The following is a 24,336-nucleotide window of genomic DNA, read 5'->3' as shown; positions in this document are numbered from 1 at the left end:
ACCGGCTTTCTCATTCATGTTCGTTGTAACATGTTGAAATAGCTTCAGCAGTCTACGCTGGCTGCGCGTCGAAACAGAGTGAATTGTGATGCAGGCCACCCGTTTGACCCTGATTTGCCACGCCGCCACGCCGCTGCAAAAACAGGGGCGGTTTCCCGATGATGAATCCGTCGCGATGGATTGGCAGAGCGCGGCGTTATCCCACGCCGGGCGCTTCAAGAAAAACCCGCGCCTGGTGTGCGCGCCCGAGGCCAGAACCCGGCAAACAGCGGGGCTTTTTGGCGATAACGCGCAGATCGAGCAAGCCCTGCGCGACGCTGATTTCGGCCACTGGAAAGGCCAGGCTATCAGCCAGCTCGACGCTGACCAATTAACCGCCTGGATGACCGACAGCACCCGTGCGCCCCACGGCGGCGAGTCGGTGGAGCAGCTTTGCGCACGCGTCGGGCAGTGGATGAAAACCCTGGAAACCCAACCGGGCCACGTAGTGGCAATCACCCACCCCTTTGTGATTCGCGCCGCGATGCTGTACGTGTTGCAGTTCCCGATGTCAATGTTCTACCGGATCGACGTCGAGCCGCTGTCCGCCACTGAACTGCGCTTCAACAACGTTTGGCGCCTGCGCCTGGAAACTCACGCCTGAGCGCCTGAACATGGCAAAATTCACGCCCCGCAATGAGAGCACCCCATGAAACGCATCCTGATCATCGGCATTGGCGCCGGCAACCCTGACTACATCACGATGCAGGCCGTGAAAGCGCTGAACCGCACCGACGTGTTTTTCCTGATGGACAAGGGCCAGAGCAAAGACAAGCTGATCGACCTGCGCCGCGAGATCTGCGAGACCTACATCACCGAGCCCGGCTACCGCTTCGTCGAGGCCGATTGCCCCGAGCGTGTGCGCGGCGATATCGACTACACCACCGCCGTGCAAGACCTCAACCGCGACAAGCAGCAGACCTTCGAGCGCATGATCAACGAGGAAATGGCTGACGGTGAAGTCGGCGCTTTCCTGGCCTGGGGCGACCCCGCGCTGTACGACAGCACCATCCGTATCCTGCAGGCGATCCTCGCCAGTGGCCGCAGCGAATTCGAGTTCGAAGTCATCCCCGGTATCACCAGCGTGCAGGCCCTGGCAGCCCAGCACAAAGTGCCGCTGAACCGCATCGGCCGTTCCATCGAGATCACCACCGGGCGCCGTTTGGCGGCAGGGCAGGCGAGTGATGCCGACACCTTGGTGGTAATGCTCGACGCCGAAGATTCCTACCGCACCGTGGCCGATAAGGACCTGGATATCTACTGGGGCGCCTACCTGGGCACGCCGGACGAAATCCTCATCAGCGGCAAAGTCAGTGAAGTGGCTGAAGAAATCGAACGGGTGCGCAAGGCGGCGCGCCTGGAAAATGGTTGGATCATGGACACTTATCTGTTGCGCAAACCCTGAGGTAACTTCCCCATGCTCAAACTGTTTGCCCTGGCACTGACCCTGGTGGCCGGTGCCGCCCACGCCGATCCCATCTTGCACACGGACTTGCCGCTGTCGTACCTGGAACAGACCCAGGGCGATGCGCGTAATCAGCCGTTGGTGATTTTCCTGCACGGTTTTGGCAGCAACGAGGAAGACCTGTTTGGCATCAAGGACGCGCTGCCGTCGACCTGGACTTACCTGTCGGCACGCGCGCCGATGCCGGTGGACCCGCACGGCTATCGCTGGTTTACCAAGACGCCGGGCGACGGCGATTACAATGGCGAGACCACCGACCTGCAACGCAGCGCCAAGCTGATTGAAGAGTTTGTCGGCCAAGCCACGGCCAAATACCACACGCAAAGCGATCGGGTGTTCCTGGTGGGGTTCAGCCAGGGCGCGATCATGTCTTACGAGGTGGGCTTGCGACAGCCTGAGTTGGTGCGCGGCATCGCGGCGTTGAGCGGCAGTGTGTTGCCGGTGCTCAAGGCTGAGCTCAAGCCGAGCGAATCACTGGGCAAGCTGGCGATTTTTATCGGCCACGGTACGTTGGACCAGGCGCTGCCGTACAACTCGGCGACACGGGCGAATGAGGTGTTGGTGGGGTTGGGGTTGAAGCCGGAGTTTCATGGTTATCCGGGCATGCCGCATACCGTGAGTGAGGCAGAGGTGCAGGACCTGAAGGCTTGGCTGGAGAAAAGCCTGCGCTAAACTCGGTTAAAAAATGTGGGAGCGGGCTTGCTCGCGAATGCAGTGTGTCAGTCACTGAATTAGTCGACTGATCCACCGCTTTCGCGAGCAAGCCCGCTCCCACATTGGTTTTGTGTTGCTTGGGCGATTGAGCTACTTGCCGCCAGTAATCTGCTTCACCAGCTCAGCATGGCCCTTCACATCATCCGCCCGCGAAATGGCCTGGATCACCAGCAAGTGGTTGCCCGAGCCGCCGAGGAAGGTCGAGTTCAAGGTCTTGCCGCCGCCCTGGGTGGCGGTGCTGTCGACTTGGCGCAGGCCCAGGCCCTTGTAGGTCAGTTTTTTCTCGTTGAGCTTCTTGAAGTCGGGCAGGGCGGCGCTCTGGTCCTTGACGAAATCCGCCACGGCGCCATCGAGGAATTGCGGGTCATTGTCTTTGATCGTAGCGCCATCGTTGCGCACGGTTTCGGCGACGATCACCACACTCTTGGTGGTCGAGTTGGCGTACAGCGTGCCTTGGGTATCGGCGGTGCCATCTTCAACCTTGCCGGTGGGCAGCGTGTCGGCGATGTAGGCCTTGGGCAAGCTGAAGGTGAACTTGCCGCCCAGGGTCGAGATGGTCTGTGTGCTGCTCGGCTTGCTTGCTGCGAACACGCTACCGGCGGTGAGCGCGAGGGCCAGCAGGACGGCGGTCTTGGTGAAAGTGGCCATGAAGCGCTCCAGGGATGAACGAAGTTGCGGCGTATTCTGTCAGAAATTTCGCAAGATCGTTCATCCGTGCTCTCACAGTTTGTCGGACTCTTCTTCAAGCCGATCCATCTCAAACAGCCGCGCCAGTTCGGTACGGGCTTCCTGGGCGGTTTGCATGACCTTGGCGGCGTCGTCGTACACCGCGTGCTGCGCGGCGAGTACTTGCAGGTCATGGTTTTTGAAACGGTTGATGCGCGCATCGGCCTGGGCCTGGCTCAATCCGAGGCCGACCAAGGTGCGGCGGCTCATTTCCAGGCTGGAGTAAAACGTCTCGCGCACCGGTGAAGCGTCGAGGTCCACCAGGCGGTGGACGTGCTGGCGATTACGCGCGCGGGCGATGATTTTCATGTGCGGGTAGAGGTTGCGCACCAGCTCGGCAGTCTTGATGTTGATCTCCGGGTCGTCCATGGCGATCACGAAGAACTCGGCTTGATCGACTTTGGCTGCGTGCAGGATTTCCGGGCGCTGCGGGTCGCCGTAGAACACCGGCATGCCACCGAAACTGCGGGTCAGTTCGATGGTTTCCACTGACGTGTCGAGGGCGATGAACGAGATGTTTTGCGCGCGCAGGATCCGCGCCACGATCTGGCCCATACGGCCCATGCCGGCAATCACCACGCGCGGCGCATCGCTCTCGATGGCGCGGTACTCCTCCGGCACTTCCACCGGTTTGACCTTGGGCTTGAACAGCTTCGGGCACACCAACAGCAGCAGCGGCGTCACGGCCATGGACAGGGTGATGGTCAGCACCAGCACATCGTAGAGATGCGGCTCGAACAAACCCTGATCGCGACCGATCTTGAACACCACGAAGGCGAACTCACCGCCGGCGGCCAACACCACACCCAGGCGCAGCGCGCTTTCGCGATTGAGGTCTCCGACCAGCCGGCCCACTGCGTACAGCAGCGGCAGCTTCAAGCCGATCAGCAACAAGGTCAGGCCAATCACCACCAGCGGCGAGCTGAGCAGCAGGCTGAGGTTGGCGCCCATGCCCACGCTGATAAAAAACAGCCCGAGCAGCAGGCCCTTGAACGGCTCGATCTGCGATTCAAGCTCGTGGCGGTATTCCGAATCGGCCAGCAGCAGCCCGGCGAGGAACGCGCCCAGGGCCATCGACACGCCCACCAGTTCCATCAGCCAGGCGGTGCCGATCACCACCAGCAGCGCGGTGGCGGTGGACACTTCGCGCAGGCCGGTCTTGGCGACGATGCGAAACACCGGGCGCAACAGGTAGCGCCCGCCGATGATCACCACGGCGATGCTGCCGAGGATTTGCAGCACGTGCTGCAGGCCCTGGGCTTCGGTGGTCGGGTGATCACTGCCGGCCAGCAACGGCACCATGGCGATCAGCGGGATCGCGGCGATGTCCTGGAACAGCAGAATCGCAAACGCCAGGCGCCCGTGGGGCTGGTTCAACTCCTTGCGCTCGGCCAGGCTTTGCAGGCCGAACGCGGTGGAGGACAGCGCCAGGCCCAGACCCAGCACAATTGCGCTGTTCCACGCTTGGCCAAACAGCCACAGCGCGACCACGCCCATCACCAGACCCGTCAGCAACACCTGGGCCAAACCGACGCCGAACACCGCCTTGCGCATCACCCATAAACGTTTCGGCGACAGCTCCAGGCCGATGATGAACAACAGCAACACCACGCCCAGTTCAGAGAACTGCGCCACGCTTTGCGGGTTGCCGATCAGGCCCAGCACCGACGGGCCGATGATCACGCCGGCGAACAGATAGCCCAGCACTGCGCCCAGTTGCAAACGCTTGGCCAACGGCACGGTGAGCACGGCGGCGAGCAGGAACACCACGGCTGCTTGTAACAGGTTGCCTTCATGGGGCATTGCGAACTCCAGGATCTTTAAAGCGAATCGACAGGGCGCTATTAGAGCGCCTTTTTACATTTTGAAACTTGTATTTATGTCGCGACAGTCAATGAATGTTGGCTGTAATCCCATTCTTACGCGGTGTTTACGAAAGTATTAATACCATTTAATTCAATGACTTTTCTGTAGGTCTACTACCGTTTCGACAAACTAGATCAGTTGTCGCCACGGTCAGGTATTTCGAATTCGATGCGTGTGGGTCACTAGTGCTGGGCTGCTGCGCATTCATGGATGAAAGGCTTGAACCACGAAGGAGTGTCACGTGGAAAGAAGACTTGCTGCTGCCGGTGTGTCGCGTATTGCCCCGCTGAATATGGCGATTCGCATGGGGATTGTGGGGTTGATGATGGGCCTGGCAAGTCCCGAGGCATTGGCCACGTGTTCCACGGCCGGGTCTACCGTGACCTGTACGGGCGTGCCGACCCTGCCGCTGTTTCTGAATAACTTCAGCAGTGCCACCAACGGCTTGACCGTCAACGTCAACTCCGGCGCGCAGATGAACGCGACGCTGGGCGGCCATGTGATGGACCTCACCGGCGTAAACATCAGCTTGAACAACTCCGGCACCCTTGACCCGGCCCTGTTGGGCCTGGTGTCGGTATTGAGCGGCGGGGCCTTTATCGGTACGGGCGCCACCAGCACGGTCAGCGTCCTCAACAATGCCAGCGGGATCATGCGCGGCACCGGCATGTTGCTCGGGCTCAACCTGACGAGCATCGACGGCCTGGCACTGGCGGTGAATAACGCGGCGGCCGGCACCACCAGCATCACCAACAACGGTACGATTACCTCCACCGGTTTATCGGTGGGCGGCATTACCCTGGCCGACACACCAGTGGTGGGCATATACGGCGGCTCCCAGGTCAACATGACCAACAGCAGTACCGGGGTTATCAACGGGCGGGTCGCGTTCGAAACCTCCGCCGCGGGCAACACCTTTACCAACGCCGGTGCAATCACCGGCGGCGTGTCGATGGGCGCGAGCAGTACCAACACGTTTACCGCGATTACCGGCTCCAGCGTCAGCGTCGGTGACGGTGTGCAAGTCAGCGTGGGCTTGGGCGGGCTGGTTGGCATCAATTTGACCTTTGGCCCTACGGGCACAGTCGATGGCGGGGCCGGGGGCACCAACTCGCTGATCCTGCAGAACCCGATCGGCGTTGGCGGCGGCACTACCGGTACTGGCACGGTATCGAGCGCCACCTATATCAACTTCAACAACCTGACCCTCAACAGCGGCACCTGGACCCTGCAAGGCCCGGTCGTCTCCGGCAGCACCACGCTCAACGGCGGGGTTGCGCAGTTCAACAACAATGCGACGTTCGGCTCCGGCGTGCTGACCTCCAACGGCGGTATTCTGCAGGCCAGTAACGCCGGCTTGAACATCGCTAACCTGTTGTCCGTCGGCGCTGGCGGCCTCACCGTACAAGGCACCAACGCCACCACCTTGTCCGGGGTGATTTCAGGCACAGGCGGCTTGACCAAAGTGGGCAGCGGCCAACTGTTGCTGACAAACGCCAACACCTACCTCGGCAACACCACGCTCAACGGCGGCACGCTGCAACTGGGCAACAACCAGGCCTTGAGTACCGGCACGATTAACTTCACGGGTGCGACATCGCTGTCGGCACCCGGCACGATCAGCCTGAACAACGCGATCAGCCTGGGCGGTGCAATGACCACCACCGGCACCGGCGCCCTGACCCTCGCGGGCGCAATCACCGGCGCTGCGGGCATCAGCAAAACCGGCAGCGGCAGCCTGACCCTCAGCGGCAATAACAGCGGCTATACCGGCGCTACCAGCCTGGGCGCCGGCACCTTGGTGCTGGGCAGCAGCAATGCCCTGGGCAGCGGCGCGCTGACGGTTGCCGCCGCCGCCAACCTGGACGCCAGCGGCGCGCCTGCGTTGAACAATAACGTGGTTTTGACCGGCAACCTCACCCTGACCGGCACCAACCCGCTGACCCTCAGCGGCGTGATGTCCGGTGCCGGTGGCTTGATCAAAACCGGCGCAAGCCTGCTGACCGTAACCGGCAACAACACCCGCAGCGGTATTACCTCGCTCAACGCCGGTGGCCTGGTGGTGGGCTCCAACACCGCACTGGGCACAGGCGCGCTGAATACCGCAGCGGGCACATCTTTGGATGCGAGCACTGCGGTCAGCCTCGGCAACGCCGTCGCGCTGACGGGCGCATTGACGCTCGGCGGCACTCAGGCGCTGGGCCTGAATGGCATCATTTCCGGCACCGGCGGCCTGATCAAAAACGGGGTCGCCGCATTGACCCTCAGCGGTGCCAACACCTTCTCCGGCAACACCAGCCTGAATGCCGGTTCGCTGATTCTGGGTAACAACGCGGCATTGGGCGCCGGCACGCTGACCGCCGCCGACAACACCACACTGGATGCCAGCACTGCGATCAGCCTCAACAACGCGCTGAGCCTGAGCGGCAATCTGAACATTGCCGGCACCAGTAACCTTGGCTTGACCGGCGCTATCGGCGGCGCAGGCGGGTTGACCAAGAGCGGTGCGGCCAGCTTGATTCTCAGCGGCGCCAACAGCTTTATTGCCGGCACCACGCTCAACGGCGGCACCTTGAATGTCGGCAACGATCTGGCCCTGGGCACCGGCGCGCTGAGCGTGACCGGCGCGTCGACGCTGGACAACAGTGCCGGTATCAACCTGGCCAATGCCATCAACCTGGGGGCCAACCTGACATTGGCCGGCACCAACCCGCTGAGCCTGAACGGGGTGATTGACGGCGCCGCCGCCTTGATCAAAAACGGCACCTCCAGTGTGGTGCTCAGCGGTGCCAACACCTTCCAGGGCGGCACCACCCTGAACGCCGGCACCCTCACAGTGGGCAACGCCGCCGCGCTCGGCACCGGTGCCCTGACCGTGGGCGGCGTAGCGACCCTAAACAGCAGTGCGGCGCTCGCCGTGAATAATGCGATCACCCTCAACGCCAACCTGACCGCAGGCGGCGCCAATGCGCTGACCCTCGGCGGCCTCATCAGTGGTGCGTCGGGTTTGATCAAAACCGGTGCCTCGAGCCTCACGCTCAGTGGCGCCAACACCTACAGCGGCGCCACCGCGCTTAACGCCGGCACGCTGATTGTCGGCTCCAACACGGCGCTGGGCACCGGGGCGTTAAACGCATCGGCGGGCACCACGCTGGATGCCAGTACGGCGGCAAGCCTTTCCAATACCATCAACCTGGGCGGCAACCTGACGATTGCGGGCACCAACACCTTGACCTTGGGCGGTGCCATCGCCGGCATCGGTGGCTTGGTCAAGAGTGGCGCGGCCGACCTGGTCCTCAACCACGCAAACAGTTATTTGGGCAACACCGCGCTGAATGCCGGCACGCTGGTGGTCGGCGCTGCGGGCGCGCTGGGCAACGGTGCGTTGAATGCCGCGGCGGGCACCACGTTGGATGCCAATGCGGCGGTCAGCTTGGCCAATGCGGTAAACCTTGCCGGTAACCTGAACATCGGCGGTAGTGCCGACCTGACACTCGCAGGTGGGGTGAATGGCGCAGGCGGCCTGAGCAAAAATGGCACGGCCAACCTCATCCTCAATGGCAACAATGGCTTCCTCGGCGACACCACCCTGAATGCGGGCACCCTGACCGTCGGCAGCAACACGGCCCTGGGCCTCGGCAACCTGATCGTTGCCGGCGCGGCCACCCTGGACAGCAACGCGCCCGTCACCCTGGGAAATAACCTGGCCTTGAATGCCGGCCTGAACGTGGGCGGCAGCAATGGCCTGACCCTCGGCGGCCTGATCAGCGGCGCCAGCACCTTGACCAAGAACGGCGCGGCCAACCTGACGCTTAACGGCAACAACACCTTCAGCGGCGGCACCACACTGAATGCCGGCACCTTGACCCTGGGCAACGCCAATGGCCTGGGCAGCGGCGCTTTGACCGTCGGCGGCGCGGCGACGCTGGACAACAGCGCGTCTTTTGGCATCGGCAATGCGATTGCACTCAACGCCGACCTGAGCATCGCCGGCAACAACGACCTGAGCCTGAATGGCCTGATCAGCGGCGCGGGTAACCTGATCAAAACTGGCCTGGCTGACCTGACCTTGGCTGGCAACAATACCTTCACCGGGGGCGTGGATGTGCTGTCCGGCAGCCTCACGCTGTTGAACGCCAACGCCCTGGGCAACGGCCCTGGCGCCAATGTCAGTGCGGGCGCCAGCCTGCAGTTGGGGGTTGACGCCAACGTCGCCAGTTTGAGCGGTGCAGGTGATGTGGCGGTCGGCGGTAACCTCCTGACCGTTGGCGCCAACAACAGCACCAGCACTTTTGACGGCGGCATCAGCGGTACGGGTGGGCTGATCAAAGTCGGCACCGGTACGCTCAACCTCACCGGTATCAACGGCCTCACCGGCAACACTGCCATCAATGGCGGTACCTTGAACCTCAGCGGTTCCCTGGCCAGCACCCAGCTCAACGTCAACAACAGCGGTACGCTGACCGGCACCGGCGCGGCGTTGGGGCAGGTGAATATCAACAATGGCGGGCACCTGGCGCTGAGCAGCGGCAATACCTTGTCGGCCGGCTCACTGGTATTGGTTTCGGGTGCCAATGTGGACGTGGCCCTGGGCACACCGTCCACCACGTCCTTGTTTAATGTGGGCGGTAACCTGACGCTCGCCGGCAACCTGAACGTGACGGATGCCGGTGGGTTTGGCGTCGGCGTCTACCGCCTGTTCAATTACACCGGCGCCCTGACTAACCTGGGCCTGAATGTGGCCGGCGTGCCGGTGGGTTACGCCCTGGGCGACCTGGTGGTGCAGACCGGCGTGGCGAACCAGATCAACATCGAAGTCTCGGCTCCCAATGCCGCGCTGCGTTATTGGGACGGCAGCCAGACCATCGCCAATGGCGTGGTGAATGGCGGCAGCGGCACGTGGAACAGCGTGGGGACCAACTGGACCGATGCCAACGGCTTGGTCAATCAACCCTGGACCAGCGATTTCGCAGTGTTCCAGGGCGCGGCGGGCACCGTCACTGTGAACGGCACGCAAACCTTTACCGGTATGCAGTTCGTTACCGACGGCTATAACCTCGTCAACGGCGCGGCCGGGCAATTGACCGCGGTCAACGGTACTGGTGGCAACGTGGCGCTGCGTGTCGATCCGGGCGCCACGGCGGCCATCGGCGTGAATATCGACGGCACGGGCACCTTGGCCAAACTGGACACCGGCACCTTGCTACTCAGTGGCGCCAATACCTACACCGGCGGCACTTTGCTCAATGGCGGCACGCTGGTGGTGGGCAGCAACACGGCCCTGGGCACCGGCCAACTGACGGCCGCAGCGGGTACCACCCTCGACAGCGTTACCGCGACTACGCTGGGCAATGGCGTCACACTGAACGGCAACCTGACGGTCGCGGGCAGCAATGCGCTGACCCTCAATGGTGCGATTGGCGGCACCGGCGGGCTGATCAAAAACGGCGCGGCCAACCTGACGCTGGGCGGCAATAACAGCTTCCTCGGCCCCGTGGCCTTGAACGCAGGTGGGCTGATCCTGGCGAGCAATACGGCGTTGGGCAATGCTGCGTTGAATGCGGCGAACGGCACCACGCTGGACGCCAGCAGCAGCGTCAGCACCACTAACGCAGTCAACCTGGCGGGCAACCTGGGCATTGGCGGCACCGCCGACCTGGCGCTGGGCGGCGCGATCAATGGCGCCGGCAGCCTCAGCAAAAATGGCGCGGCCAACCTGATCCTCAGCGGTCCGAATGCCTTTCTCGGCGGCATCACATTGAACGCCGGCACACTGACCCTGGGCAGTAATTCGGCGTTGGGCCTGGGCAGCCTCACGGTCGGCGGTACGTCGACGTTGGACAACACCACCTTGCTGAACGTGGGTAACAACCTGGTGTTGAACGCCAACCTGGCGTATGCCGGCAATAACGACTTGACCCTGACCGGTGTCGTCAACGGCGCCGGTGGCCTGACTAAAAACGGCGCGGCCACCCTGACCCTCAATGGCCTCAATACCTACAGCGGCGGGACGACGCTGAACGCCGGCACGCTGACCCTGGGCACCGCCAGCGCGCTGGGCTCGGGCGCGCTGACCGTCGGCGGCGCCGCCACGCTCGACAACAGTGTTCAAGCGACACTGAACAATGCCGTCAACCTCAACGGCGACCTGAGTGTGGCCGGCAACAATGACCTGACCTTGACCGGCGTGCTCGCCGGCAACGCGGCGCTGATCAAGAACGGCGCAGCGGACCTGCTGCTCAGTGGCACCAATACCTTCACCGGCCCATTGAGCGTGCTGGGCGGTAGCCTGACCACCTTGGGCAATAATGCGCTCGGCAATACCTCCGGCGTCACCGTGGGCACGGGCGCCAGCCTCAACCTGGGCGGCAACGCCAACCTCAATACGCTGGCGGGTAATGGCGTGGTCCAGGTAGCGGGCGGCAGTACGCTGGCGGTGGGCGGCAGCAACCTCAACAACACCTTTGACGGTGCGCTGAACGGCGCCGGCAACCTGGATAAAAACGGCAGCGGTGTGCTCAACCTCAGTGGTGTCAGTGGCATCAGCGGCGCCGCCAACGTCAACGGCGGCACCTTGAATGTCAGCGGCTCGCTGGCCAGCGGCACCGTGGCGGTGAATAACGGTGCGACCTTGACCGGCAGCGGCTCCCTGGCGGGCGCGGTGACAGTGGCCGACGGTGGGCATATCGGCCTGGCTTCCGGCAGCACATTGTCGCTGGGTTCGCTGGTGCTGGGCGGCAATTCCAACCTGGACGTCGGCCTCGGCGCGCCCGTGGTCGGCGGTGGCAGCGGGTTGCTGAACGTCGGCGGCGACCTGACCCTGGACGGCAACCTCAATGTCACCGATATCGGCGGCTTTGGCAGTGGCGTCTATAACCTCATCAACTACGGCGGCGCGTTGACCGACAACGGCCTGACCCTCGGCACCCTGCCAGGCAGTGTCACGCCAGGCGACCTGCAGGTGCAGACCGCGATCAGCAACAAGGTCAACCTGCTGGTGACGGCGCCCAACACCACCGTGCAATTCTGGGACGGCGCCAACCTGCTCGGCAACGGTGCCATCGACGGCGGCAGCGGCACCTGGGGCAGCGGCCTCACCAACTGGACCAACGTCGACGGCAGCCTCAACCAGAGCTGGGCCAGCAGTTTCGCCGTGTTCCAGGGCGCGGCCGGCACGGTGAGCGTGGACGGTACGCAAAACATCACCGGCCTGCAGTTCGTCACCGATGGCTATAACCTTGCTTCCGGCACGTCGGGCGTGCTTAACCAGGTGAATGGCGGCACCGGCAACACCGCGATCCGTGTCGACCCGAACGCCACCGCCACCCTGGGCGTAAAGCTCGCCGGCACCGGCACCCTGGCCAAACTCGACAGCGGCACCCTGGTGCTCAACGGCAACAACACCTACACCGGCGGCACCGCCCTGAATGGCGGCACCTTGGTGGTCGGCAGCAACAGTGCACTCGGTATGGGCGTGCTGACCGCGGCCGACGGCACCACCCTGGACAGCAACGGCTCCGTCTCATTGGTCAACGCCACGGTACTCAATGGTGCGTTGACTATCGGTGGCAGCAGCGCGCTGACACTTAACGGCGGCATCAGCGGCACCGGCAGCCTGTTGAAAAAAGGCCCATCGACCTTGACCCTCAACGGCGCCAATACCTACAGCGGCGGCACGGGCTTGAACGCCGGTCAATTGATCCTCGGCAACAACGCTGCCCTGGGCACCGGTGCGCTCAGCGTAGGCGGCGCCGCCCAACTGGACGGCAGCACCGACCTGCAACTGGCCAATGCCATCAACCTTGGCGGCCCGCTGACCTTGGCCGGCAGCCATGACCTGGCGCTCAATGGCGTGGTCAGCGGCACCGGCGGCCTGGTGAAAAATGGCAACGGCGCGCTGTTGCTGACCGGCGCCAACACCTACAGCGGCGGCACCACCCTCAACGGCGGCACCACCACCGGCAACACCTCCAGCCTGCAAGGCGCGATTGCCAACAATGCGACCCTGACCTTTGAGCAGGCCGCAGACGGCGCTTACACCGGCAACCTGACCGGCGCAGGCGTGCTGAATAAAACCGGCACCGGCGAATTGCTGCTGAGCGGCAACAACACCTTCACCGGCAACACCAACGTCAACGCCGGCAGTCTGCTGGTCAACGGCACGTTGAACAGTGCGACAGTCCAAGTGGCCAATGGCGCGACCCTTGGCGGCAGCGGCACCTTGGGCGGTGCAGTGAACATGGCCGATGGCGCCATCCTCAAGGCCGGCTCCGCGACGCCGCTGTCGGTGGGTTCGCTGGCGTTGTCGTCGGGCACCAGCCTGGACTTCGCCCTTGGCGCACCGGGCGCGTCCACCACGGCAGTGAATGTGGCGGGCAACCTGACCCTGGACGGCACGCTCAATGTCACGGACGCGGGCGGCTTCGGCATCGGTGTTTACCAACTGTTCCGCTACGGCGGCAGCTTGACCGACAACGGCCTGACGGTCGGTTCACTGCCCGTCGGCCTGGGCAACGTCACCCTGCAAACCGCGTTGGCCAACCAGCTCAACCTGCTGGTGCAAACCACGCCGGGGCAAATCCAGTTCTGGAATGGCGGCGTCACCAACCCGGATGGCACCATCACCGGCGGCAGCGGCACCTGGGGCCCAGGCACCAACTGGACCGACCCGACCGGCACCCAAGGCCAGGCGTCGACCAACCAGTTTGCCGTGTTCGCGGGGCAGGGCGGCACCGTCACCGTGGTTGGCAACCAAAGTTTCACCGGCCTGCAAGTGCTTGACCCTGGCTACACACTGACGGCGGGTGCAGGCGGTACGCTGACGCCGACTGGCACGGCGGCGGTGCGCATCAACTCGGGCGTGACCACAGAAATTGCCGCGCCGATCGTGGGCGCAGGCGCAATCGACAAACTCGATGCGGGCACCTTGGTGCTGACCGGCGCCAATACTTACAGCGGCGGCACCACCGTCAGCGGCGGTACGCTGGCCGGTAACGCGCTGAGCCTGCAAGGCCGGTTCCTGAACAATGCGCGCATGCTGTTTGTGCAGAACACCAATGGCATTTTCAACGGCAGCCTCGCCGGCACCGGCGCACTCACCAAGCAGGGCACAGGCGCGCTGTTGCTGACCGGCAACCAGCCATTCAGCGGCACCGTGGCCGTCGACCAAGGTGTGTTGCAAGTCGGCAATGCGGCCAACCCCGGCACGGTGCTGGGCGGGCAGGTGGCGGTGGCCAACGGCGCAGGCCTGACCGGCAACGGCAGTGTCGGTTCGCTGGTCAACAACGGCAGCGTCACCCCCGATGGCGGCAAACTGACGGTGGCCGGTAACTTCACCAACGCCAGCACGGGTGCGCTGAACCTGGTCATCACACCGTCGGTAACCGGTGCCCTGGCGGTCGGAGGCACCGCCAACCTGGGCGGCACTTTGAATGTGATCAACCTGGCGCCGTATGCCGGCCCGACCACCTACACACTGCTGACGGCGGGCGCGGTGAACGGCACCTTCAGTAATACCAACCTGGAGAACCTGGCGTTCCTCAGCACGTCGTTGAACTACAGCCCGACGCAGGTGGCGTTGGCGGTCAGCCGTAACAACGTCAGCTACGCCAGCGTGGCGGCCACGCGTAACCAGCGTGGCGTGGCGGCGGCATTGGGCAGTGGGGCCGCAGTGGGCGGGGTGGCGGTGCAGAATGCGCTGCTCAACGCTGATGCGGCCGGGGCGCGTGCCGCGTTCGACAGCTTGTCCGGCGAAATTCACGCCAGCACCGCCAGCGCGATACTTGAAGATTCGCGTTACATCCGTGACGCGGTCAACGAGCGCCTGCGCCAACCCGGCTGCTACCGCGAGGACGACCCACGCAACAGCCTGGCACCAAGTGAAAACCGCCTGAGCAGCGCCGGTTGCCACGGCGAGATGGTCGGCTGGATGCGCGTACTCGGCACCTGGGGCCACATGGGCGGCGACAGCAACACCGCCAAGCTGGACCGCAACCTCGGCGGCTTCCTGCTCGGCACCGACAAACAAGTGGATGACGCCTGGCGCGTCGGCGTGGCCGCCGGCTACACCCGCAGCGACCTGGACGCCAAGCGCCGCAGCTCCAGTGCCGACGTCGACAGCTACCACCTGATGGCCTACACCGCGTACCAGCAAGAAGCCTTCGCCGCGCGCATGGGTGTGGCGTACAGCTGGCATGACATCGAAAGCAAACGCGACGTGGCGGTGGGCGGCGAAGGCCAACGCCTCAAAGCCGACTACAAGGCCCGCAGCGCACAAGTGTTCGGTGAAGTCGGTTATACCCTCACCACCGGCAGCGTCGCGGTCGAACCGTTCGCCGGCCTGGCCTACGTCAACTACGACAGCGACACGATCAAGGAGAAAGGCGGTTCGGCGGCCCTGCGCGGCGATGCCGACCAGGACGTGACCTTCTCGACCCTGGGCGTGCGCATCGGCCAGACCATCACCCTGGGCAACGGCTCGAAAATCACCCCACGCGGCAGCCTCGGTTGGCGGCATGCGTTTGGCGACACCAAGCCGGATGCCGACCTGAGCTTCATCAACGGCGGCGCTTCGTTCAGCACCCAGGGTGTGCCGATCGCCAAGGACAGCGCGGTGGTGGAAGCGGGCGTGGATTACCAGATCAGCCAGAACGGCAGACTGGGCCTGGGCTATTCGGGGCAGTTGTCGCGCAATGACAAGGACCACGCGATGACGATCAGTTTCTCCCTCGGTTTCTGATCAAGGCCGAGCACCTTTAACCGCCTGAAAGGGCGGTTTTTTTTGCGCAAGTATTTCTTGAATTGTACGGCGGTTGCTGGATGCGCCGGGATTGTTGCGCGGAAGAATGTACATACAATTTCCGATGGAACCCGACTGGCTCACCGGTATTTGAAGTCCTAGAGTTATGCCCTTGAGTTTATATTCCATAGGTGGCATATTTGCATGGTCTGGGACATTGAATATACGGATGAATTCGGAGACTGGTGGGGCGGCCTGGATGCAAAGGAGCAGTCCTCGGTGTCTGCCAGCGTTGATCTGCTGGGGCTTTTCGGGCCGGGTCTGCGCTTCCCCCACAGCAGCGATATCAGAGGCTCCCGGCATGGCAACTTGCGAGAGCTGCGCATCCAGCACGCGGGGCGGCCTTATCGAGTGCTGTATGCCTTTGATCCCAGGCGCTGCGCCGTACTGCTGATTGGCGGTGATAAAACCGCACAGCAGCGGTGGTACGAGGAACACGTTCCTGTGGCAGAAAAGTTGTACGACATACATTTGGAAACACTGCGCAAAGAGGGCCGTCACCATGGCTAAAAAATTCGCTGAACTTCAAGCCCGCATGACGCCCGAGTCGCGGGCCGAGGCCGAGCAACTGTTCCGCCAGCATCTGCAAGAAATGCCGCTGCACGAGTTGCGCAAGGCTCAACAGTTGAGCCAGGAGAGCCTGGCCAAGGCGTTGAATATCAACCAGGCGGCGGTTTCCAAGATGGAGCGTCGCACCGACATGTACATCAGTACGTTGCGCGACTACATCCGTGCCATGGGCGGCGAGTTGGAAATTATCGCGACGTTTCCGGATGGCCAGGTCAAGATCGACAACTTCGCTTGTTAAGGCTTGAATGAACCAACGCCTCGCCATGCGCGCCTTTGTCCGTGCCCGGCGCCTGGTGGCGGAACTGGATAAAGTGGACAGCGCCGCACGCGGGCAAATCCTCAAGCCGGGCGGGCACTTGCGGGTGGGTGTGTCGGCCTCGTTTGCCAATTGCCGGTTGATTTCGGCGCTGGTGGATTTCCATCGCGAGTACCCGGATATCACGGCCGCCTTGTGGGATTGCGATAAAGCCCGACGGCCAAGCCGACAATAATCACAACAATCGCGATCAGGTTCGTTAGGGACACGTGCTCGTCCAGCATCAGCATCGAACTGGCAATTCCAAATACCGGAATCAACAGCGACAGCGGCGCCACGGTCGACACGGGGTAGGCCTTGAGCAGCGTGTTCCAGCCCCAGTAGGCAAAGTGTGTCGCCAGGTAAACCTGAAACAGGATCGACAACACGACGGTCAGGTCAAGGCGCTCGGGCAAGTCAGCGAAGGCGGCGTTGCCGTGCAGCCACCACGCCATGAGGAACAGTGGTATCGGCGGAAACAAGCTGGCCCATACCATGAACGAAAAGATTTCCTTCACCCCGGATGCCTTGATGATGACGTTGCCGACACTCCATGCCAGGGCACTGAACACAATGAATAAAACCCCGAGTACTGCGTGCTCGCCGGTCTGGCCGGCGATGATGCCCGCCAGGCCAATCAGCGCGAGAACAGCGCCGACCCACTGTGCGGCACGGATTTTTTCCTTGAACAGCAGGTAGCCCCAGCCGAGCGTGAAGAACACGCTGAGTTGAATAATCAGCGAGGCGATTCCCGGGCTGACACCGATATGAATGCCGTAGTTGATCACGCCCCACATGCCCAGCCCGAAGATCACGCCGTAAGCGGCCACATAGCGGAATGGGACGACGGGGCGCTTGATCACGAACACCAGCGGCAGGGCGGCCAAAGCAAAGCGGATGCCGGTGAGCGCAAATGGGTCGATTGAGCGCAGGCCCAGCTTGGTGATGGGAAAGTTCAGGCCCCAGACCAAGGTGACCAACAGGGCAAGCGCCAAGTGTTTCTTCTGCATGGACGTTCCTTTGAGCAGGTTTCATTAAAGGCGTGAATGCTAGGGCGCCGGGCGATGGCCCGCTTGCTATGCCAGGTCATCCTTTGACAATATCGGGCCATGATTAAGACCTTTGACGACAACGACCCCGAAGCGCTGGTTACTTTGCGTAAATACCCCTCCGGCACCGTGTTCGCGCGGCATACACACCCGCGCGGCCAATTTGCCTACGCCGCCACCGGCGCGCTGAAAATGTTTACCGACCTGGGCAATTGGGTGGTGCCCCCGCAACGGGCGATTTGGGTGCCGGGCGGCGTGCCCCATGAAATGCACATGCGCGGCGATGTGCTCATGCTCAATACCTACCTCGATGCTCAAGCGGCTGAGCGAGCAGGGCTGGGGCAGGGTTGCCAGGCATTCGAGGTGTCGCCGCTGCTCAGGCATTTGCTGGAAGCGGCGCTGGCGATCGAGCCAGCGGCGGCGTCGAGTGTCCGCCGGCACTGCGTATTGACGCTGCTGATCGATGAAATTGGCACGCTGCCGGCATTGCCCCTCAGTGCGCCTTTGCCAGCCGAGCCGCGTCTGGCCCGCGCTTGCCAGCGTTTTCTGGATGCGCCCTCGCAAACCGTCTCCCTGGATGAAATGGCCGAGTGGTCGAACATGAGTCGACGGACCTTCACGCGTCATTTTAACGACAGCACCGGCATGACATTCGTGGCCTGGCGCCAGCAGGTTTGCTTGCTCGAAGCCACGGCGCAGCTCAGCCAAGGTGCGTCGATCACCGAGGTCGCATTTGCGCTGGGTTTCAGCAGTTCCAGCGCCTTTACCTCGGTGTTTCGACGCAACCTCGGTGATTCCCCGGCGCGCTACCTGGCCAAATCCAAAGCGGCATCCCTGTTCTGATAACTGCACACGTCGGTCAGGATTCACCTTCGTCAACGTCATGCTTTGTTACTATCGCCGTCCATCGTCACCAGGAGTCACCGGCCCATGCAACACCAGTGGGATGAAATGCACCGCACCCGCAAGCCCACCTTTGTACAGTGCGGCGAGCCCCAGGGGGATGTGCTCAATCTCTACGTTCACGGTTATTCGGCGTTCTTCAACCGTCAGCAACTGGGCAATTTCAAGCAACAGCTGGCGAGCATCGAAGGCTCGACCAACCTGATGCTGTTCTGGCCGGCGGGGCATTTCCTGGAAAACCTGTTTGCGCCGTTCAAAGACGTCATCACCTCGATGCTCGGCGGTGGTGGCCTGGGTGCGGCGACGGTGGGCGTGGGCAAGGCGATTGCCTATTTCCTCGACCATTACAAAAGTGTCGAGGCGCGGGTCGACGAAGTGGCCAAGACCCTGTTGCCCGAGCTGGCCAGCTACCTGCACGCCGAGTCGCTGGCGGTACGGCGCATCAACCTGATTGGCCATTCCCTCGGCGCACGCATTCTGGTCAAGAGTGTGCTGGCCAGCCCCGAGGTCGCGCGTGAACTGCCGTTGAACAACCTGTTGCTGATGGGCGGGGCGATCTGTACGTCGAGCCCGTGGGATCAAGTGTCGGCGCCGCTCAAGGGCCGGGTGATCAATTGCCATTCCAGCAAGGACTGGGCACTGGCGATGAAACCGGATACCGAGCGCTGCATCGGCCGTTATGCCATTGAGGTCACGCCTGCGCTCAAGGCCAAGGTCACCAATGTGCACCTGGCCACTTTCGACCATGCGGCGTATTGGCCGCAGCTCAAGACCGTGGTGCAGTACACTGACCTGTTGCAGGAGCGGCGCGGCATGATCCGCGCCGATCAACGCAGCAGCGAAGTGCGCTTTGCCGAAGAGGACGGGGAACTGTTCCCGGCATTGCTGCACGCACGGCCCGACGAGCTGAAGTTCCTCGCCGAATTGATGGCGCAAAAGCGCAGTGCGTCAATCGATGCCAGCGTGCGTGAGCCGCTGAAGCTGGCCATTGAGTTGCAACGCATGGGCGGTGACAGCTTTATGAACGTTGCCCGTGGCCACGGCGTGAGTTACCGCCAGATCGCCGAAGATGTCGCGCAGCGGTTGGGGATCAAGTTCGATGAACCGGTTGAAACCGTGGCACTGGCGGACATTGAGGCGCAGGTTGCCGAGAAGTTGATCGAGCAATACAAAGACAAACTCAGCCGCGCTGACCGGCAGGCCTTCGACGCCGAACTCAAGGCCGCCGCGCAAAAAGAGCAGGGCGTGTTCAACCGTATCGATATCAGCCGCTCGGCCACCACCGCCTTGAGCGGCACGGCGTTGGCGGGGTTTACCGGTTTTATCGTACGCCGTGGCGCCGCCTCGGCGATTCCGGTGGTGGGCCAGGCATTGGCGGCGGCAATGTTGCTCGTCACTGGTGTGCGGGCGTTCTCCGGCCCGGCGTACTCGATTACCACCTTGTCGGTGTTGATGATCGGCATGATTCGCCAGCGCATGGAACGCGAGGCGCTGAACCAGGAGCTGGACCTGGTGGTGCAAGTGGTCGACACCTTTGACCTGCCCCGGGAGACGGTGATGCGCACGGTCACGTCGGACTGATAAGCTGCGGCTCTGACTTGTGTGTTTGCCTGGGATACCGCGTGAAATTCAGCCTGCCGAAAATCGCTACCGCCCCGTTCTGCCCGCCGGAAGTGGCGGGTTCCGTGATCGTTGACCCCAAGGCGTCGTTTTTCAAACGGGCGCTGATGTTCGCCGGCCCCGGCCTGTTGATCTCCATCGGCTACATGGACCCCGGCAACTGGGCCACGGCCATCGAGGCCGGTTCACGCTACGGCTACAGCCTGTTATTCGTGGTGCTGTTGGCCAGCCTGGCGGGCATGGCGGTGCAGTGCCTGTGTTCACGGCTGGGCATCGCCACCGGCAAAGACCTGGCGCAACTGTGCCGTGAGCGCTACAGCAAACGCTCCGCGCGCACGCAATGGCTGCTGGCGGAAATCTCGATCATCGCCACCGACCTTGCCGAAGTGCTCGGCTGCGCCCTGGCGTTTCACCTGTTGCTCGGTGTGTCGCTGACCACCGGCATTGTCATCACCGCCTTTGACACACTGTTGATCCTGGCCTTGCAAAACCGCGGCTTCCGTCGCCTTGAGGCGATCATGCTGGCGCTGGTCGCAACCATCGGCGTGTGCTTCTTTATCGAGCTGGTGCTGATCAAACCCTACTGGCCAGACGTATTGAGTGGTTTTACCCCGTCACTGTCGGCCATCAGCGATGCGGCGCCGTTGTACCTGGCCATCGGCATCCTCGGTGCCACCGTCATGCCGCATAACCTCTACCTGCACACTTCGATTGTGCAAACCCGCCTGATCGGCAAAGACCTCGCCAGCAAGCAGGACGCGGTCAAACTGGCGCGCATCGACACCATCGGCTCGCTGGCCCTGGCCTTGCTGGTCAATGCCGCGATCCTGGTGCTGGCCGCCGCCGCTTTCTACAAGACCGGCCACACCGACGTGGTTGAGATCCAGGATGCCTACCACCTGCTTGACCCACTGGTGGGCGGGGCGTTCGCCAGTATCCTGTTCGGCGTCGCGTTGCTGGCCTCGGGGCAAAGCTCGACGTTTACCGGCACTATCGCCGGGCAAGTGATCATGGAGGGTTATCTCAACCTGCGTATCCCTTGCTGGCAGCGACGCCTGATCACCCGCGGCCTGGCACTGATCCCGGCATTTCTCGGGGTGTGGCTGATGGGCGACGATGCTATCGGCAAGTTGCTGATTCTCAGCCAGGTGGTGCTCAGCCTGCAGTTGCCGTTCGCGCTGTATCCGCTGATTCGCATGACCGATGACAAGCAATTGATGGGGCCGTTTGTTAACCGCCTGCCCACGCGGTTATTGGCGTGGTTTCTGTTTGCGCTGATCAGTGGGGCGAATGCGTGGTTGATTGGGCAGTGGTTGTTCTGATCAGAGTTCTGTTCATAAGCCTGCCTCAAACGCGTTCAGCAACTCGTCAGGCAGTGGCGCATCCAGGTCGTCCGGAATAACCAGTTTTCCTTTCATGGAACCGATTCGCTTCCCGTGAAATTGCCCGGCTGGCGCAGGCCGGGCAAGGGCACATCCATCCTCGGTAATAACGATGGTTTGGCCGGTACTGGCTTGATGAAACCGCTTTGAAAGATCGGCGCTGGCCTGGTCCGACGAGACAGGGATTGCGGTGCGCGGTGACTTCATGGTGTCTCTCCTGTACGGAAGTGACCAGAGTCTGGCGCAGCATACTGTGCCGGGGAATGCTGGCCCGCAAAATCAGAACAAGCCTACTTTTTCGCCGAGGAATTTTTACCTCTAACCCCGGCCAGCTCACCGATCCCAATACGGCACCGCCCCAAAACACTCCACAAAGTAATCAATCACCGTGCGCACCTTCAGCGACAGCCGTCGGCTGCCTGGCCATAACGCCGCAATCTGCTGCGGCTCCAACGTCGTCGCCACGTCGTACTCGGTCAGCACCGCCTGCAAGGTGCCTGCGCGCAAGCCTTCGCCGATCAGCCAGGACGGAAACACCACCAACCCCAGGCCTTGCTCGGCGGCGTGGGTGAGGGTGTCGGCGTGGTTGCCGGTGATCGGGCCTTTGACGCTGTAGGGCGTCCAGTCGCCCTGGTCGCGGCGGAAGAACCAGCGTTGCTGGCCGGTGATGCCTTTGTAGGCCAGGCATTGGTGGTTAACCAGCTCGTCGGGGTGGCGCGGTGTGCCATGCCGGGCCAGGTAGGCAGGGCTGGCGGCGAGGCGAAAGCGTTGCGGCGCGAAGATGCGTGCCTGCATGCCGGAATCGTTGAGCACGCCGATCCGAAACAGCAGGTCGGTGCCGTCTTGTAGTGGGTCGACGTAGGTGTCGGTTTGCTGGATATCCAGTTGCAACTTTGGATAGCGGCGGCACAACTCGCCCAGCCACGGTGAAAGGTGGCGCTGGCCGAACACCATCGGTGCGTTGATGCGCACCAGGCCGCTGGGTTCGCTTTCCTGTTCCTGCAGGGCTTGGCCGGCGGTTTCCAATTGTTCCAGCATCAACCGCGCATGGTGCCCGAGCAGGCGCCCGGCCTCGGTGGGGCTGACGGCACGGGTGTGGCGGTAGAGCAACTGTTGGCCGAGCGCCTGCTCCATCAACTGAATCTGCCGGGAAATAGAAGAGGGCGCCAGGCTCTCGCGGCGCGCCACTTCGGAAAAACTGCCGTGGTCCAACACCGCAACAAACAGGCGCAATGCCTTGAAACTCAATTCATTCAAGCCCTGCATCATGGCCTCCAAGCTGTGCGTAATGCGCAAAGGTGTTATCCGCATGCTCCCATTTATTGCACAGCACGGCCACCGGATAATGCGCGCCATGTTCATTTCTTGAAACGCAGGTGATGTATGCAGGCTCGTTCAATCGAGGGTGTGGCCCAGGCCACGCCGAAGAAAAACCTTCTACGGCTGCTGTTATTGCCGCTGGTGATTTTGGCGGGCATGGGCCTGTCGGTGGAGGCCGGGCTGCTCGGGCCGCTGGGTGTGCAGGTGGGCCATCTATGGGCGACCTTGAGCATCTTCGGCGTCGGCACGGCAATCCTGTTTTTGCTGCTGCTGTTCAGCGGCCCGCAAAAAGGCCCGGCGCTGACCGACTTGCCGCGCTGGCAGTTGATCGGCGGCTTCCTGGGGCCGATGTACGTGGTGGTGCTGACCCTGGCCACGCCGCATATCGGCATTGCCATGACCATGATCGCGATCCTCTCGGGCCAGGTCGGCAAGAGTGTGTTGATCGACCATTTCGGCTGGTTCGGCACGGCGCGCAAGCGCGTCAATGGCGAGCGCTGGATCGCCTTGGTGTTGATTGTGGCGGCACTTGTTTTGATTGCACGAGGGTAAGGCGATGAATCTGATTGTGTTGTTAGTACTGGTGATTGCCGCCGGTGCGGTGTTGAGTGTGCAAGCCGCCATCAACGGTCGCCTGGGCCAGGCGGTGGGCGTGTTGCGCAGCAGTTTGCTGACCTTTGCGGTCGGCGCAATCACCACCGCGCTGTTGATTTTCTTCTTCGAGCCCGCCCAGGCCGTCAGCCTGCTGGACGTGCCCAAATGGCAATTGACCGGCGCGTTGTTCGGCGTGGTGTACATGATGGTGATGGTCGGCGCGGTGCCCATCGTCGGTACGGCGGTAGCGACGGTTGCGGTGATCGTCGGCCAGTTGGGCATGGGCATGCTGATCGACAACTTCGGCTGGCTCGGCAACCCGGCCATCGAACTGTCGGGCAGCCGCATCGTGGCGATGCTCTGCCTGGCGCTGGCCCTGGTGTTCATGTACCGCAGCAATACCCGTCAGGCCGATTAACGGGCTGAACCTTGGCGCGTTGCCGGGAGTCATCTCTTAAGGTGCCGCGTTCGCTGCACCGGGACGACCATGAAAAAGGAGTCTGACCATGCCAGATAAAACCTGTGCCTGCCCACACTGCAAATGTGTACTGGGCGCCGACGCGGTAATGAAGGACGGTAAGGGCTATTGCTGCCAGGGCTGTGCCGAGCACCATGCCCATGGTGAGCCGTGTGTGGCGCCAACGGGCTGTGAGTGCGCCAAGTCGGCTCACGGTTAAGCGTGTCAGCGGGAGGCCGGTTTTACCGGCCTCTTTTTATTGGGGTTTGAGTTCGAATCTGACGCTGTGGTCCGCCATGCGCTGGCGGCCTTTCACTACCGCGCTGGTACGCCGCCCCTCCAGTGCAAACACCACGGTTTGCGCCGCGTGCAGATCATCCGGCAGTGGCTGGAACACCCGCAATACGGTGCGCTCCGGCGTGCGCTGTACGCTTACCTGGCACTCGGCATGCTTGGCCATCGGCCCGAACAGTGTGTCCTGGGTGTAGTCAATGCGCGCCTTGCCATTGACCGGTGCTGAAAAGTCCATCGTGAGTGC

19 protein-coding genes are annotated in these 24,336 nt (G+C 62.6%); 13 read left to right on the top strand and 6 right to left on the bottom strand.

Annotation, left to right across the window (positions count from 1 at the left end; translation table 11 throughout):
- Positions 1–88 precede the first annotated feature (88 nt).
- Genes HX783_RS22300 through HX783_RS22290 form a run of 3 tightly spaced genes read left to right on the top strand, consistent with a single transcriptional unit; the run spans position 89 to position 2,176 of the window.
- Positions 89–643, top strand: coding sequence for a histidine phosphatase family protein (locus tag HX783_RS22300; protein WP_177018260.1), 555 nt, complete (start codon positions 89–91; stop codon positions 641–643).
- Between the two features lie 45 nt (positions 644–688).
- A complete protein-coding gene (gene cobF, locus HX783_RS22295) occupies positions 689–1,444 on the top strand; it encodes a precorrin-6A synthase (deacetylating) (protein WP_177018259.1) in 756 nt (251 codons plus the stop codon).
- 12 nt (positions 1,445–1,456) lie between these two features.
- Positions 1,457–2,176, top strand: a complete 720-nt coding sequence (locus tag HX783_RS22290; RefSeq protein ID WP_177018258.1) for an alpha/beta hydrolase — start codon at positions 1,457–1,459, stop codon at positions 2,174–2,176.
- A gap of 132 nt (positions 2,177–2,308) precedes the next feature.
- Here HX783_RS22290 and HX783_RS22285 read toward each other — a convergent pair whose 3' ends face one another.
- Positions 2,309–2,866, bottom strand: a complete 558-nt coding sequence (locus HX783_RS22285; RefSeq protein ID WP_177018257.1) for a hypothetical protein — start codon at positions 2,864–2,866, stop codon at positions 2,309–2,311.
- A gap of 72 nt (positions 2,867–2,938) precedes the next feature.
- A complete protein-coding gene (locus tag HX783_RS22280; RefSeq protein WP_177018256.1) occupies positions 2,939–4,747 on the bottom strand; it encodes a monovalent cation:proton antiporter-2 (CPA2) family protein in 1,809 nt (602 codons plus the stop codon).
- A gap of 304 nt (positions 4,748–5,051) precedes the next feature.
- On the opposite strand from HX783_RS22280, the gene HX783_RS22275 reads away from it, so the two are divergent.
- The 4 genes from HX783_RS22275 (at position 5,052) to HX783_RS22260 (ending at position 16,669) form a co-directional block, all read left to right on the top strand.
- Positions 5,052–15,548, top strand: coding sequence for an autotransporter-associated beta strand repeat-containing protein (locus HX783_RS22275; protein ID WP_371317702.1), 10,497 nt, complete (start codon positions 5,052–5,054; stop codon positions 15,546–15,548).
- Between the two features lie 204 nt (positions 15,549–15,752).
- Positions 15,753–16,118 (top strand): type II toxin-antitoxin system RelE/ParE family toxin, encoded by a 366-nt coding sequence (locus HX783_RS22270; protein ID WP_177018255.1) that lies wholly within the window; start codon positions 15,753–15,755, stop codon positions 16,116–16,118.
- Positions 16,111–16,416, top strand: coding sequence for an XRE family transcriptional regulator (locus HX783_RS22265; RefSeq protein WP_159957410.1), 306 nt, complete (start codon positions 16,111–16,113; stop codon positions 16,414–16,416). The genes HX783_RS22270 and HX783_RS22265 overlap by 8 nt, the downstream gene beginning before the upstream one ends.
- A gap of 7 nt (positions 16,417–16,423) precedes the next feature.
- The gene (locus tag HX783_RS22260; protein WP_256347241.1) at positions 16,424–16,669 is read left to right on the top strand and encodes a hypothetical protein; all 246 of its coding nucleotides are present in this window, start codon (positions 16,424–16,426) and stop codon (positions 16,667–16,669) included.
- Here the strand turns inward: HX783_RS22260 and HX783_RS22255 are convergent.
- Positions 16,617–17,483 carry an EamA family transporter gene (locus tag HX783_RS22255; RefSeq protein WP_177018254.1) on the bottom strand — a complete coding sequence of 289 codons (867 nt, stop codon included), beginning with the start codon at positions 17,481–17,483 and terminating at the stop codon, positions 16,617–16,619. The two genes, HX783_RS22260 and HX783_RS22255, sit on opposite strands and share 53 nt — an antisense overlap.
- 99 nt (positions 17,484–17,582) lie before the next feature.
- Between HX783_RS22255 and HX783_RS22250 the strand changes: the two genes are divergently transcribed.
- The 3 genes from HX783_RS22250 to HX783_RS22240 all read left to right on the top strand — a co-directional run bounded on the left by HX783_RS22250 (position 17,583) and on the right by HX783_RS22240 (position 21,367).
- Positions 17,583–18,365, top strand: coding sequence for a helix-turn-helix domain-containing protein (locus HX783_RS22250; RefSeq protein WP_177018253.1), 783 nt, complete (start codon positions 17,583–17,585; stop codon positions 18,363–18,365).
- An 87-nt stretch (positions 18,366–18,452) separates the two neighbouring features.
- On the top strand, positions 18,453–20,006 hold the full coding sequence (locus HX783_RS22245) for a DUF726 domain-containing protein (protein WP_177018252.1): 1,554 nt from the start codon (positions 18,453–18,455) through the stop codon (positions 20,004–20,006).
- A gap of 41 nt (positions 20,007–20,047) precedes the next feature.
- Positions 20,048–21,367 carry an Nramp family divalent metal transporter gene (locus HX783_RS22240; protein WP_177018251.1) on the top strand — a complete coding sequence of 440 codons (1,320 nt, stop codon included), beginning with the start codon at positions 20,048–20,050 and terminating at the stop codon, positions 21,365–21,367.
- A gap of 12 nt (positions 21,368–21,379) precedes the next feature.
- Here the strand turns inward: HX783_RS22240 and HX783_RS22235 are convergent, their stop codons facing one another.
- Entirely contained in the window at positions 21,380–21,634 is a 255-nt protein-coding gene (locus HX783_RS22235; protein WP_177018250.1) for a type II toxin-antitoxin system prevent-host-death family antitoxin, read from the bottom strand.
- Between the two features lie 126 nt (positions 21,635–21,760).
- The gene (locus HX783_RS22230) at positions 21,761–22,693 is read right to left on the bottom strand and encodes a LysR family transcriptional regulator (RefSeq protein WP_159961509.1); all 933 of its coding nucleotides are present in this window, start codon (positions 22,691–22,693) and stop codon (positions 21,761–21,763) included.
- A gap of 117 nt (positions 22,694–22,810) precedes the next feature.
- Between HX783_RS22230 and HX783_RS22225 the strand changes: the two genes are divergently transcribed.
- The 3 genes from HX783_RS22225 to HX783_RS22215 all read left to right on the top strand — a co-directional run bounded on the left by HX783_RS22225 (position 22,811) and on the right by HX783_RS22215 (position 24,018).
- Positions 22,811–23,299 (top strand): DMT family transporter, encoded by a 489-nt coding sequence (locus HX783_RS22225; protein WP_177018249.1) that lies wholly within the window; start codon positions 22,811–22,813, stop codon positions 23,297–23,299.
- A 4-nt stretch (positions 23,300–23,303) separates the two neighbouring features.
- Positions 23,304–23,759: a DMT family transporter gene (locus tag HX783_RS22220; protein WP_177018248.1), complete on the top strand. Its 456-nt coding sequence runs from the start codon at positions 23,304–23,306 to the stop codon at positions 23,757–23,759.
- Between the two features lie 88 nt (positions 23,760–23,847).
- Complete coding sequence (locus HX783_RS22215; protein WP_177018247.1) at positions 23,848–24,018, top strand: metallothionein; 171 nt, start codon at positions 23,848–23,850, stop codon at positions 24,016–24,018.
- Between the two features lie 36 nt (positions 24,019–24,054).
- Here HX783_RS22215 and HX783_RS22210 read toward each other — a convergent pair whose 3' ends face one another.
- Complete coding sequence (locus HX783_RS22210; protein ID WP_159957394.1) at positions 24,055–24,327, bottom strand: hypothetical protein; 273 nt, start codon at positions 24,325–24,327, stop codon at positions 24,055–24,057.
- Between the last annotated feature and the right edge of the window lie 9 nt (positions 24,328–24,336).

It is taken from the genome of Pseudomonas sp. D2002, from assembly GCF_013385735.1.
In the GTDB taxonomy this organism is placed as follows: Bacteria; Pseudomonadota; Gammaproteobacteria; order Pseudomonadales; family Pseudomonadaceae; genus Aquipseudomonas.
The sequence above is the reverse complement of the archived record's forward strand: the minus strand, read 5'-3'. Positions and strand labels throughout refer to the sequence as shown.

Bases quoted from the DNA above. Each gene is read 5' to 3' on its own strand.
- HX783_RS22300 (WP_177018260.1), top strand. From the start codon at position 89: ATGCAGGCCACCCGTTTGACCCTGATTTGCCACGCCGCCACGCCGCTG.
- cobF (WP_177018259.1), top strand. From the start codon at position 689: ATGAAACGCATCCTGATCATCGGCATTGGCGCCGGCAACCCTGACTAC.
- HX783_RS22290 (WP_177018258.1), top strand. From the start codon at position 1,457: ATGCTCAAACTGTTTGCCCTGGCACTGACCCTGGTGGCCGGTGCCGCC.
- HX783_RS22285 (WP_177018257.1), bottom strand. From the start codon at position 2,866: ATGGCCACTTTCACCAAGACCGCCGTCCTGCTGGCCCTCGCGCTCACC.
- HX783_RS22280 (WP_177018256.1), bottom strand. From the start codon at position 4,747: ATGCCCCATGAAGGCAACCTGTTACAAGCAGCCGTGGTGTTCCTGCTC.
- HX783_RS22270 (WP_177018255.1), top strand. From the start codon at position 15,753: ATGGTCTGGGACATTGAATATACGGATGAATTCGGAGACTGGTGGGGC.
- HX783_RS22265 (WP_159957410.1), top strand. From the start codon at position 16,111: ATGGCTAAAAAATTCGCTGAACTTCAAGCCCGCATGACGCCCGAGTCG.
- HX783_RS22260 (WP_256347241.1), top strand. From the start codon at position 16,424: ATGAACCAACGCCTCGCCATGCGCGCCTTTGTCCGTGCCCGGCGCCTG.
- HX783_RS22255 (WP_177018254.1), bottom strand. From the start codon at position 17,483: ATGCAGAAGAAACACTTGGCGCTTGCCCTGTTGGTCACCTTGGTCTGG.
- HX783_RS22250 (WP_177018253.1), top strand. From the start codon at position 17,583: ATGATTAAGACCTTTGACGACAACGACCCCGAAGCGCTGGTTACTTTG.
- HX783_RS22245 (WP_177018252.1), top strand. From the start codon at position 18,453: ATGCAACACCAGTGGGATGAAATGCACCGCACCCGCAAGCCCACCTTT.
- HX783_RS22235 (WP_177018250.1), bottom strand. From the start codon at position 21,634: ATGAAGTCACCGCGCACCGCAATCCCTGTCTCGTCGGACCAGGCCAGC.
- HX783_RS22230 (WP_159961509.1), bottom strand. From the start codon at position 22,693: ATGCAGGGCTTGAATGAATTGAGTTTCAAGGCATTGCGCCTGTTTGTT.
- HX783_RS22225 (WP_177018249.1), top strand. From the start codon at position 22,811: ATGCAGGCTCGTTCAATCGAGGGTGTGGCCCAGGCCACGCCGAAGAAA.
- HX783_RS22220 (WP_177018248.1), top strand. From the start codon at position 23,304: ATGAATCTGATTGTGTTGTTAGTACTGGTGATTGCCGCCGGTGCGGTG.
- HX783_RS22215 (WP_177018247.1), top strand. From the start codon at position 23,848: ATGCCAGATAAAACCTGTGCCTGCCCACACTGCAAATGTGTACTGGGC.
- HX783_RS22210 (WP_159957394.1), bottom strand. From the start codon at position 24,327: ATGGACTTTTCAGCACCGGTCAATGGCAAGGCGCGCATTGACTACACC.